This is a genomic window from uncultured Subdoligranulum sp., assembly GCF_937890665.1.
This window is the reverse complement of the sequence record NZ_CALADU010000036.1, coordinates 1-11639: the sequence shown is the minus strand read 5'-3', so window position 1 is coordinate 11639 and position 11639 is coordinate 1. Positions and strand designations below refer to the sequence as shown.

Annotated in this window: 11 protein-coding genes and 1 pseudogene; 5 read left to right on the top strand and 7 right to left on the bottom strand. The window is 57.6% G+C overall.

Translation table 11 applies throughout. The features are described from left to right. A partial coding sequence (locus tag Q0526_RS01955; RefSeq protein ID WP_298730326.1) for a PfkB family carbohydrate kinase occupies window positions 1-315 on the bottom strand: 315 nt, incomplete at its 3' end. Between the two features lie 58 nt (window positions 316-373). Next, a complete protein-coding gene (eda, locus tag Q0526_RS01950; protein WP_298730324.1) occupies window positions 374-1336 on the bottom strand; it encodes a bifunctional 4-hydroxy-2-oxoglutarate aldolase/2-dehydro-3-deoxy-phosphogluconate aldolase in 963 nt (320 codons plus the stop codon). A 293-nt stretch (window positions 1337-1629) separates the two neighbouring features. On the opposite strand from eda, the gene Q0526_RS01945 reads away from it, so the two are divergent. Next, the gene (locus Q0526_RS01945) at window positions 1630-2400 is read left to right on the top strand and encodes an IclR family transcriptional regulator (protein ID WP_298730323.1); all 771 of its coding nucleotides are present in this window, start codon (window positions 1630-1632) and stop codon (window positions 2398-2400) included. 54 nt (window positions 2401-2454) lie between these two features. Here Q0526_RS01945 and Q0526_RS01940 read toward each other — a convergent pair whose 3' ends face one another. Together Q0526_RS01940 and Q0526_RS01935 are read right to left on the bottom strand one after the other, a co-directional pair. Beyond that, entirely contained in the window at window positions 2455-3525 is a 1071-nt protein-coding gene (locus Q0526_RS01940) for a hypothetical protein (RefSeq protein ID WP_298730321.1), read from the bottom strand. Window positions 3526-3538: 13 nt separating this feature from the next. Further along, window positions 3539-4948 carry an MBOAT family O-acyltransferase gene (locus Q0526_RS01935; RefSeq protein WP_298730320.1) on the bottom strand — a complete coding sequence of 470 codons (1410 nt, stop codon included), beginning with the start codon at window positions 4946-4948 and terminating at the stop codon, window positions 3539-3541. 201 nt (window positions 4949-5149) lie between these two features. On the opposite strand from Q0526_RS01935, the gene Q0526_RS01930 reads away from it, so the two are divergent. The 4 genes from Q0526_RS01930 to Q0526_RS01915 are packed head-to-tail and all read left to right on the top strand — an operon-like array spanning window position 5150 to window position 9048. After that, window positions 5150-6088 (top strand): hypothetical protein, encoded by a 939-nt coding sequence (locus Q0526_RS01930; RefSeq protein ID WP_298730318.1) that lies wholly within the window; start codon window positions 5150-5152, stop codon window positions 6086-6088. Between the two features lie 16 nt (window positions 6089-6104). Next, the gene (locus Q0526_RS01925; RefSeq protein ID WP_298730316.1) at window positions 6105-7085 is read left to right on the top strand and encodes an alpha/beta hydrolase; all 981 of its coding nucleotides are present in this window, start codon (window positions 6105-6107) and stop codon (window positions 7083-7085) included. Window positions 7086-7120: 35 nt separating this feature from the next. Beyond that, a complete protein-coding gene (locus Q0526_RS01920) occupies window positions 7121-8371 on the top strand; it encodes a hypothetical protein (RefSeq protein ID WP_298730312.1) in 1251 nt (416 codons plus the stop codon). Then, window positions 8368-9048 carry a DUF6320 domain-containing protein gene (locus tag Q0526_RS01915; RefSeq protein ID WP_298730310.1) on the top strand — a complete coding sequence of 227 codons (681 nt, stop codon included), beginning with the start codon at window positions 8368-8370 and terminating at the stop codon, window positions 9046-9048. The genes Q0526_RS01920 and Q0526_RS01915 overlap by 4 nt, the downstream gene beginning before the upstream one ends. 52 nt (window positions 9049-9100) lie before the next feature. Here the strand turns inward: Q0526_RS01915 and Q0526_RS01910 are convergent, their stop codons facing one another. From Q0526_RS01910 to Q0526_RS01900, 3 genes and pseudogenes are all read right to left on the bottom strand, one after another. Further along, window positions 9101-9955: a prephenate dehydrogenase gene (locus Q0526_RS01910; protein ID WP_298730308.1), complete on the bottom strand. Its 855-nt coding sequence runs from the start codon at window positions 9953-9955 to the stop codon at window positions 9101-9103. Window positions 9956-9973: 18 nt separating this feature from the next. Then, entirely contained in the window at window positions 9974-11257 is a 1284-nt protein-coding gene (gene aroA / locus Q0526_RS01905; RefSeq protein WP_298730306.1) for a 3-phosphoshikimate 1-carboxyvinyltransferase, read from the bottom strand. Window positions 11258-11259: 2 nt separating this feature from the next. Next, window positions 11260-11639: pseudogene (locus Q0526_RS01900) on the bottom strand (3-deoxy-7-phosphoheptulonate synthase); the annotation flags it as partial.

Sequence of the window (11639 nt, the reverse complement as noted above, 5' to 3'; positions counted from 1 at the left end):
GCGGTCGTAGATGCAGACAGAACCACGCTGAGAAGCGCCCTTCTCGTTGAAGTAGATGCCAACACGGTCACCACCGCGGGTGATCTTGCTGGTGTCAACGCCGTAGCGGCGCAGAGCGTTCACGCCGGCCTGACCGATGGCGTGGGCGGGCAGCTTGGTCACGAAAGCGACATCGGCGCCGTAGTTGGCCAGAGAAACGGCCACGTTGGCTTCGCCGCCGCCGTAGGTGTACTGCAGGGTATCGGTCTGCACAAAGCGCAGATGATCGTAGGGCTGCAGACGGATCATGATTTCACCAAGAGTAACGATTTTCATGGAGAACTCCTTTATCTATGGTTATTTTTTGCAAAACACGTTGTGGGAGGGGGCGCGATTAGCGCTGGACCAGATGGATGGCGAAGCCGGCGATCTCGTCCGCGAAGTAGATCGCGGTGGTCTTGCCGTCCTTGACGACCTTGCTGTCCATATCGAACTTGACGCCACGACGGCCCAGATGATAGACGGCGCGGTCCACGTTGTTGGTCAGGATGGCGATGTGACCATGAGTGCCGCGGCCCGGCTTCTTCATGATCTCAAATTCCTTCTTGCCCACAAAGATGCTGCTGTTGCCCGGCTTGACGGCCATGCTCAGCAGGCTGCCGATCATCTCGGCGGTCTTGGCGGCCTCGGCCTCGTCGGCGCAGTTGATGCCAATGTGGCCCAGTTCCAGACCCAGCATGGTATCGACAGCCTCGCGGCACATAGCGGTGATCTCGTCCCAAGCGCCGGCCTTGATCTTGTCGCTCTTGCACATCCAGGTGCCGCCCACGGCAAAGATCTGGTTGTAGGCCAGATACTCGTTGACGTTCTTGGCGTTGATGCCGCCGGTGCACATCCACTTAGCGGTCTTCAGGGCGCCGCCGATGTTCTTCAGCATGGCAACACCGCCGTTGGCCTCGGCAGGGAAGAACTTGATGGCCTCGCAGCCCAAGTTCATGGCCTGCTGCATCTCACCGGCGCTGCAGGTGCCGGGCATCATCAGGCCGCCCTTTTCAAAGACGTGCTTGGTGACGTTGGGATCAAAGCCCGGAGAGACGATGAAGGAAGCACCGGCCGCCATGGCGCGATCAGCCTGATCGGTGGTCAACACCGTGCCAGCGCCCAGCAGCATGTCGGGCAGCTCCTCGTGGATCTTCTTGATGCACTCTTCAGCACAGGCCGTGCGGAAGGTGACCTCCGCGGCGGGCAGGCCGCCGTCCATCAAGGCTTTGCACAAAGGCAGCGCCTCGTCCACGCTATTGAAAGCAATGACCGGAATGATGCCGATCTCGTACACACGCTGTACAATAGGATTCATAGCAATTCTCCTTCACTAGTTTGGTGCGCTGTACCACCGGGATCCCGGTGCATATCCACGCACTTGTTTACTATAATTATATCCAGCGGGACGGCGGGCGTCAATCGGGCAAAATAGACAGCGATTGACGCACATTTTTTGTCGTAAACGCTAAGCATTCCGCAATTCGGCATGGGTCTTGCAAAAAGGGACGATCCTTGTTATAATCGTTCCATAATGTGGAACGATTGAGCAACAAAGTGGCCACAGGCTAAAATATGAATAAATTGTTAAATTTTGACGGAGGCGTGGTTGTGACAGAAAAAAACGGGGTGCAAAGCGTAGAACGAATCTTTGCGCTGATCGAGCGGTTGGCTGCCCACCCGGCGGGGGCCAGCTTACAGCGTTTGGCGCAGGAAACCGAGTTGGCCAAAAGCACCGTTCACCGGCTGCTGGGCAGTTTGGTGGGGTTGGGGTATGTGACGCAGGACGAGGCTTCCGGCCGGTACCGGCTGACGATGAAGATGTTTGAGTTGTCCAGCGGCATCGTCAATAGTATGGACATTATGGGGGTGGCCAAAGCACATCTGGAGCGATTGGCTCAGCGCACGGGGGAAGCCGTGCATCTGGTCATCCGGGATGGTCAGGACATCGTCTATATCTATAAGACCGAAAACGGTCCGATGCGGATGTCCAGCCGAGTCGGCCTGCGCAGTCCGCTGTACTGCACCGGTGTGGGAAAGGCCATTCTGGCCACCCTGCCGGAGGCAGAAGTCGAGGCGATCTGGGCGCACAGTTCCCCCAAAAAGCTCACGGGCCGCACGGTGGCAGACCTGCCCCATTTGCAGGCGCAGTTGGCCGAAGTACGGGCCAACGGATATGCCATCGATGATGAGGAAAACGAGTTGGGGGTACGCTGCGTGGCGGTGGCGATCCCCGGACCGGACGGTCAGGCGGAGAGTGCCTTCTCCATCAGCGGCTTGGCACCGTATATGACCCCGGAACGGATTCGGCGCATTGCGGCTATGGCGCTGGATTCCCGCACCGATATTTTGGCGGATCTAGGGATTGCCCAACATCACTAAAAACTGAAAACGGGGCGACTCCCTTCCTAGGGAGCCGCCCCGTTTTGGCAGCGGTTAGGCGCTATAAAAATGTTCCATAATGGAAAGGAATGTGTCCAGACTGCGCTCGTTAAATTCCAGAATCAAAATATCGCAGCCGGGCTGCTCGGCAATGGCAGGGTCGAAAGTGTCGATGTGTTCCCGCCAGCAGCCCTCAAACCGGGCTTCCAGATAGGGCATGTAGTATTCGCTGAAGGAATCCCCGATCACCCGGACGATGCGGCTGTCCTTTTCAAATAGGGTATCGTACCCCGGTACTTCGTAACGGTCCTCTGGAGGAAGCACGGCGTACAAAGCAGCCACATTGGCCATATCGCCGGTGGTGGTGCCGTTGGCGGCTACCGGATATTCCTCCGGTGCCAGCGTAGGCATGCCCAGCGCCTCAAAAATACCGTCCAGTCCAATCAGCGCCCCCAGATGGTTCCAGTGGGGGTCGGTCTTATAGTAGAGCAGACGGTCGGGGTATAACTTGGCCTGACTGCGCAGGGTGCTGTAACGCCACACCACCGGCACGGTGGTATGAGATTGCAGGTAGGCGGCCATACGGTCGGTGCGGTTTTCCTCGTTGAGAATGGGGTATCCCTCCGGCATATATTCTTGGTAGATGCGATCCTTGCTGGGGGTCAAGTCCAGAACCAGTGTGCAGCCGTTTTCGGCCAGATCGTCATTGAAAATCTGCAAAGCCGCACTGGCATGGGCCAGTGTCTCCTCGCTGTCATCAATGACGGTCAGACCTTGGTAGTTGGCGACCGGCTGGGCGGCGGTAGGGCCGTCTTTGTAGAACAGCCAACCCTCTTTGCCGGTCAGGACTTGATCGCTCTGGCTGGTGCCGAACAGTTTATAATCCAAGCTGGCATTCAGTAAGACAAACTGGTACCGGAAAGGGGAATTGTCCACAAAAAAGTTGTCCAGATTGCGGCTTAGTTCCCGCAGGGGGCTTTGCAAAACCTGCGGCAGACCGGTCATCAGGCGATTCTCATGGCTGTCCATCGACAACTGCTTGGAAAAGATGTTGAACACCGCGAAGGACAGTCCCAACACCGCGCAAAAAATGGTGATAAACAGGGCTTGCGCCACTTTTTTCATGGGTACTGCCTCCTTAAAATTGGAAATAGATGAACGCACTGTACGTGCCAGCCGTCACTCGCATCAGTCCAAAGAAGAGCAGGACCAGCAAACCGGCCATCATGGGCAAACCGGGAGCCTTACGGGTGTACAATGCCTCTTTAAGACGGGGAAAGCAAGCCTGCACAGGGCCGCACAACAAGATGGCGGCAGCTAAAATCAAGAGCAGTTTGGTATCGGCAAAGGGGGCCAGCGTGTAGCCGGGGGCGCCGTCTTGCCAGTGGAAGATCCCCCACCATGCGGCAAGTCCCTGTTGCAGCCCCGGCGCGCCGAAAAGAATCAGCGTCAGCCATATGGCTGCTAAGGTGTACAAATGGCGGAAGAAGGCAGGCAGCTTTTCCAGCAGGCGGAGCAGACCCAGCCGCTCTATACAGAGGAGCAGTCCGTGCAGTAACCCGAACGCCACATATTGCCAAGCGGCACCGTGCCATAGGCCGGTGAGCATAAAGACAATAAGCAGATTCCGACAAGTGCGGGCCGTGCTGCAATGACTGCCGCCCAGCGGAAAGTACAGGTAATCCCGGAACCAACTGGATAGGGAAATATGCCACCGGCGCCAGTATTCCCCCACACTTTGGGAAAGATAGGGGTAGTTAAAGTTTTCCGGCAGTTCCAAGCCGAAAAAGCTGCCGATGCCGATGGCCATATCGCTGTAACCGGAAAAATCAAAGTAGAGCTGCATCATATAGGCCAGATAGCCCAGCACCAAGACAGGGGCAGGTACCGTTTCGGCGGGAACCGAGGTGACCCGCTGGTAGATTAAGGATAACTGGTCGGCGATCAATACCTTTTTAGAAAGACCGAACACCAGCCGTTTGATGCCGTAGCAAAAACGGTCGGCGGAAACCCGGCGGAGTTCCCCGCAGGGATCTAGCTGCAAGCGCTGCTGGGGGTAGCGCACAATGGGACCGGAAGGACCATGGCCGAAAAACGCCAAAAATACAAAGAAGCGCAGGGGATTGCGGGCAGGGGGGACCCGCCCGCCTGCTACATCTACGCAGTACCCAATCGCGGTAAAGATATAAAAACTGATGCCCAACGGCAGCGCCGGGGATAAGACCGGCAACAGATTGGGAAACAGGGCATTCACACTTTGGGCAACAAAGCCTGCGTACTTGAACACGCCCAATACCAACAGATTGCCTGCCACCAGCAGGATCAGCCAAGGTTTCTTTTGCTGAACGCGGCTCAGCAAAAGCCCCCCCAACCAGTTCCATGCCGTCATTCCCACCAGCAGTGCCCCACCGCGCAGACCGGACCAAGCGAAGAAAAGCAGACTGAACAGGGCCAGCACCACATTGCGCATGGATTTGGGTAAAAGCGTATAGAGCGCCAGCGAGAGCGGCAAAAAGACAAACAAAAATTGTACCGAGGAAAAGGTCATACCGTTGTCCTGCGTCTTTCATAAAAATTTTACATCTGTTTCCATTATACGGCGGCAAAGGGGATTCGACAAGGCTCGGGTCGTCAGTTTCAGGCAATTTTTTCACAAATTGAGGGGGATCGTGTTGGGGGAGTGGCATAGACAATCCATTCAAAAGCGACTATAATAAAAATATCTATGAGAAAAGCAAGGAGGCCGGTGATGGAAAACCTGATCTTCGGCGCTTTTGCCACGTTGGAAGGGTACCGGGAAGGGGATGCTGCTAACTTGGGCCGTGCGGTATATGACCGCTGTACGGTGGTGGCGTTATGCAGTGCCAAAGCCCAGAATCCTGCCTGCACGGTGGCGCTGGTGACCAATGCGCCGCCGCCCCAGCCCTACCTGCGCCAACTGACCGAGGCCGGGGTGGAAGTGTGGGATTGCCCCTTTGAAAGCTATCGGGTTCCGGCCGACACCAACTGGGCGTTGGCCTACTATAAACTGTGTGCCATGGAATGGGTATTGGCCCATCGGGACTTTGCCCATGCGGCGATGGTGGATCTGGATACCTACACCCAGTATCCGTTGGAAGACCTCTGGCGGGAAGCTGAGGAGGCCGTGCTGCTGTACCAAGTGCCCCATGCGGCCAGCCAAGGCATGGCACAGGCGATTTCGCACTGTTATGATGCGGTCTGCCCCGAGGAACCGCCCCATGTGCTGACACACTTCGGCGGGGAGCTGGTGGCGGGCAGCAAACCCCGGCTGCAAGCCTTTATGGAACAGTGCCGCCGCTATTTTGCCGACTTGCAGGCGGCAGGCATCACCCCCAAGGAAGGGGATGAAGCGGTCTGGTGCGGCGCAGCTTATCGAAGCCAGTTGGCCGGGCAGCCGGTGCGCGCCGCCAACGCGTATATTTTCCGCTATTGGCTGGGTGGGCGGTTCTATTTTGTATCCACCAATTATCAGTTGGATCCGGTTTGTGTGCTGCATCTGCCCGGTGCGGCCAAGGACCGGCAGCTTAAGCTGCTCTATCGAAGCTATACCAAAAATGGGCGGTTCCCCCCGGCACCGCAGGTGCATCGGCTTTGTTGCCTGCCCGCAGCCCATCCGCCGTTGCTGCGCACCCTGTGGGTGCGGCTGCAGGCGCGGTGTTCCCCGTAATCGATAAGGAGAGACTATGTCGCGACGTACCCCCAAAGACTTGACCCAACGGTTGGAAACCGTCATTAAAACGCTCATCCCGCAGCGGGGCCAAAGTGCCGACGAGCTGGGGCCGATGATGCGGGCAATCAAGGCAGTGCACAGCGTGACCGACAACACGTCCACCTCGCCGGAGGATCTGGAGCGCCAGCGGGCGGCACAGGAATTGTTCGGCCGACTGGTGGCGCCATCGCTGGGCATCCGCAACGATGGCCTGACGGTGGGCAGCGTCCCTGCTGAGTGGGTCAGTCTGGAACATGGCCATGACCGGCGCCACGCGGTACTGTACTGCCATGGCGGCGGTTATACCTGCGGGCAGTTAGGCTACGCCCGCATTTTGGCCAGTAAGCTGGCCCTGTGTACCGGGTTCGACGTGCTCTCCTTTGAGTATCGGCTGGCCCCCGAACATCGTTACCCCGCAGCAGTGCAGGATGCACTGGCGATGTGGGATTATCTGATGTATATGGGGTACGGTGCCCGGGATGTGGTGGTGGCGGGGGATTCCGCCGGCGGCAATTTGGCGCTGGAACTTTGCCTGAAGCTGAAAGCGCAGGGCAGGGCGCAGCCCCTGGGACTGCTGCTTTTCAGCCCATGGACCGATATGACGGCCAGCGGTAAGAGCTACCGTACCTGTCGGGATCTTGACCCACTGCTGACGCTGGAGTATGTGGAAGCAGTGCGGGCTGCCTATACCGGTCCCGAGGCAAACTGGGAAGATCCGTGTTACAGCCCTTTGTTTGCTGATTTGCGGGGGATGCCGCCTGCCCTGATTCAGGTGGGCACCAACGAGATTTTGCGGTCCGACAGTGAACGGCTGGCTGAAGCCCTGCAAAAGGCCGGCGGTTATGCAAAACTGGAAATTTATGAGGAGTGCTGGCATGTGTTCCAGCAGATGCCCATTCACCGTGCCGAAGTGGCGATGGAAGCCGCCGGCCGGTTTGTACAGCGGCTGATGTAAGCCGCTGCGATTGTGGCAGGAAAACGAGGAGTCCTATGGCCCAAGCATGGTACAAAGTGGATAATGTAGCCAAGGTGTTTTTGGCAACCACCACCCGGCGGGATCCGCGGGTGTTTCGCATTGCCTGTACCTTGACCGAAGAAATCGACCCGGAAACCCTCAATGAGGCACTCCGTCGTACGGCGCAGGAGTGGCCGCAATTTCAGGTCACGCTGCACCGCGGTCTATTTTGGCATTATTTTGAGTCCACCGAGCAAGTCCCGGTGGCCAATCTGGAAAATAAAGAACCCTGCGCACCGCTGTATGTGCCGGAACGGCGCAACAAACTCATCTACCGGGTCAGCTACTTCGGTGCGCGCATCAATTTGGAGATGTTCCACGCCATGACCGATGGCAACGGGGGCTTTTTGTTCCTCAAATCCATCGTGCGCAACTATCTGGCGCTGCGCTATCCCGACCGGTTGGGGAATGTACCCACCCCGAACAGCGCTTCGGAGGCCGATCTGGAACAGGACAGCTTCAAAAATTTCTACGAGGGGAATCGCCGCACCCATGCGACCAAACAACCCAAGGTCTATCACCTGCGGGGCGCGCGGCTGCCCTACGACCAACTGCAATATTTTGAAGGCCACCTTTCGGTGGGGGCTGTCCTTGCCAAAGCCCGGGCGTTGGGAGTCTCCATGAGCAGCTATCTGGGGGCCTCGCTGATGTTGGCCATCTATCAGGAAATGCCGTCTATGGAGCGGCGAAAACCGATCTCCATCAGTTTGCCGGTAAACCTGCGCAACTACTATCCCAGCGAGACGGCGCGGAACTTTTTCAATTCCGTTTATGTGACCCATACCTTGACGCCGGAGGATACGCTGGAAACCGTGGCGCCGGTTTTTGATGCCAAACTCAAGGAAGTTCTGCACCCAGAGACCATCAAGGCGCAGATGGATGGCTACGAAAAACTGGAGCACATGCCGGGCATTCGGCCGGTACCGCTTTTCATCAAGAATGCGGCGGTGCGCTTTTTCACCCGGCTGGAGGAAAAGCACGTTACGGCGGTGCTTTCCAACATGGGGCGGGTAGACGTAGCGGAAGAACTGCGCCCCTACATTCGCCAGTTTGCAGCTTTTTCCAGCTGCGAAGGGCTGTTTACCTGCGTTTGTTCTTACGGGGATGATCTGGTTCTGGGCACGGCCTCGTCGCTGCGCAGCACCAACATCCTGCGCCGGTTGTACCGCGGATTTTCTGCGGACGGGCTGGCGGTGACGCTGTATGCGACGGAGGTGGAAAAGTGAGAACCTGTCCCCATTGTCATATCCAGATCGGCGGCGATACGGCCTACTGCCCGTTGTGCCAAAACCGGCTTTCCCCCGCCGAGGAAGCACCTTGGTGGCCGAAGATCACGCCGCGGATCCGGCGATTCAGCTTGCTGTTCAAAGTTGTTGCATTTTTGCTGTTGGCGGCCACCGTGGTGGCTATGGCCATTGATTTTCTGCTGGTGACAGAACCCCACCACCATGAAAGCCTGCTGATGCTGGTCTGGGTGGTGGCTGCGCTGTTGGTGCTGCGCAGTCTGCTGCGCCGCCGCTACAACGGCCCCAGACAGGTGTTCCAGCTTTTGCTGTTGGTGTCGGCTCTGCTGATCTTTACCGATTGGTTCAATGGCTACACCGGGTATAGCGTGGATCTGGTCATTCCCATTCTGTGCAGCGTTACGTTGGTCTGCAACTTTATCTTTGCTTTTTGGCGCAGCCATTTTACCCAAAATGCACTGGTGTATATGCTGCTCAATATCGGTGTGGGGGTGCTGCCCTATCTGCTGCTTTTGTTCCGGGTGGGTACCGGCCGCATCGATGCCCACAGTATCCCATGGGTCATCTGCTTGATCATCAGCGCCATTACCTGCCTTGGGCTTATCATCTTCCAAGGCCGGGCACTGCGCAGCGAACTGGAAAAACGACTGCATATCTGAAAAAAGCTATACAAAACCCCCGTGTCCGATAGAACACGGGGGTTTTGCTTTTTTATCGTTTGTCGAAGGCTTCCCGACGCTGGGTGGAAAGGCGGAACATTTCCTCCAATCCTTCCCGATCATCCTCCACCAACTTCTGCCGCATGGTCAGCAGGGCATTGGTGAACATATCGATCTCGGAAATCAGGTTGTCCTTGTTCCACAAAAACAGCTCCGCCCACATCTTGTCGTTGATGCGTGCAATGCGGGTCAAATCCCGGAAGGAATCTCCGGTATAGCAGGCTAGTTCCGAATTGTCCGAAGCGCACATCAGACTTACGGCGATGGCATGGCACAGTTGGCTCACATAGCCGATCATATGATCGTGCTCGGCAGGGGAAAGCTCGCTGATGCGACGGAATCCCAGCGTCTCGGCCAGTGTGCGGCACCAGTCGATGCCGGCCTGCGTGTTGCGGGCGGTGGGGGTGATGATGAAGTTGGCCGGAGCAAAATCCACCTCGGCGCTGTGGGCGATGCCGCTGGTTTCCCGCCCGGCCATGGGATGGCTGGCGATAAACTCTACGCCGTCGGGCAGCAATTCCTGAATGGGCTCCACCACGCCGCGCTTTACACCCGAAACGTCGGTGACCATCGTGCCGGGACGCAGCAGCGAGCCGTAGCTCTTTACCCACTCCAACAATACGGTGGGATACAGACCGAAAATCACACAATCCGCCTCGGTCACCAGATCGGCAAAATCTTCGGTTTTACCGGCCTGAATATAGCTGTGACGCACGGCATAGTCCAGCGTCGCGGGGCTGTGGGTGATACCGGTGACACGATATCCTTTTTGGCTTAACACTTGCGCGTATTTGCCGCCCAGCAGGCCAAGGCCCACGATCAGATAGGTTTTGCTTTTGTCTAACATGGTATTCACGCCCAAACTTTATTCAAATTCCACTTTGGCGCCCAAGCCGCGCAGTGTTTCCCAAAAGGCAGGCCAGCTTTTGTTGACGGCTTCGGCGCCGGTCAGCATTGCCGGCAAACCGGAAGCACAGGCGGCGACCGCCAAGGCCATCACGATGCGGTGATCATTGTGGCCGGACAGCGGGGCATTGGGGGCATGCAGCGCCACGCCGGTGATATGGACTTCGTCGCCGTCCACATCAATGCGGGCACCCATCTTTTTCAGTTCGGTCTGCATCGCTTCAATGCGGTCCGATTCCTTCAACCGCAGTCGTCCGGCGTTGCGAATCACTGTCTCACCGCTGCAAAAGCAGCCCAATGTGAACAGAACCGGTCCCAAATCGGGACAGTCTGCCAGATCGATCTCGGTGGCGCGCAGCAAACTGCGGGAAAAGCGGTAGCCGCCCTCCACAGCTTTGAACTTGCCGCCGCAGCGCTGCAGGATCTCCAAAATGACCTTATCGCCTTGCTGGCTGTCAGGGTTCAGTCCGGTGATGGTAATGCCGCCGACTACGCTGCCCAGCACGGCCAAAAAGGCGGCCTGACTGTAATCACCCTCCACGGCAAAGTCGCTGGCAATATAGCGCTGCGGAGCGGCAACCCGATACAGGACACTGCCGTTTTTGCGGGCCCGAGAGGTTACCTTGATGCCGAACTGCTGCATGGCAGCTACGGTCAGATCCACATAAGAGCGGCTCTCATAGGGGGAAAGTACTTCGATGGTACTCTCCGATTCCATCAAAGGCGCCGCAAAAAGCAGGCCGCTGATAAACTGGCTGGAAACATCGCCCGGCAGGGTGAACCCACCCGGACGCAGCCGTCCAAAGATGGTGATGCCGTTGGGGGACTGTTCGAACCGCAGCCCTTGCCGGTCAAAAAGCATCTGATAGACGGCCTGCGGACGGTCGAACAGCCGCCAGGTACCGGTAAAACGAACTTTTTGGGCCGTCAGGCTAAAGAGAGGAATCATAAACCGCAGGGTGGAGCCGCTTTCGTTGCAGAAAACCGGCCGAGTTACCGTGACAAAGCCGCTGGCATTGCCGCGGCCCGTGATGGTGACGGCATTTTCCTCTTCTTTGATTTTGGCACCCAACTGGGCCGCCGCGCCCAGTGTGGCGCGGATGTCCTGACTGTATTCAATATTGGTGATGTGGCTCACGCCGTCGGCCAAGGCAGCGCACAGTACAGCGCGATGGGCGGCGCTTTTGCTGGGGGGCACGGTGGCCGAACCGCTCAGACGGCTGACGTAGAGACGCGCGTTCACGCTTACATCTCCCGGCCGATGGCAGCAGCCACTTTCCGGCACATGGCAATGGTCTCGGCAAACTTGTCGGGTTTCAGGCACTGGGCACCGTCGCTCCAGGCGCACTGCGGGTTGTCGTGTACCTCGATCTCCAAACCGTCGGCGCCTGCAGCCACAGCGGCAATGGCCATGCTCTGCACGTACTTGTAGTCACCGGTGGCGTGGCTGGGATCTACGATGATGGGCAGGTGGGTCTTTTCCTTGACCACCGGCACAGCCGAAAGATCCAGCGTGTTGCGGGTGGCACGCTCAAAGGTGCGGATGCCGCGCTCGCAGAGGATGACCTGCTCATTGCCGCCGGCCATGATGTACTCGGCGGACATGATCCATTCCTCGATGGTGT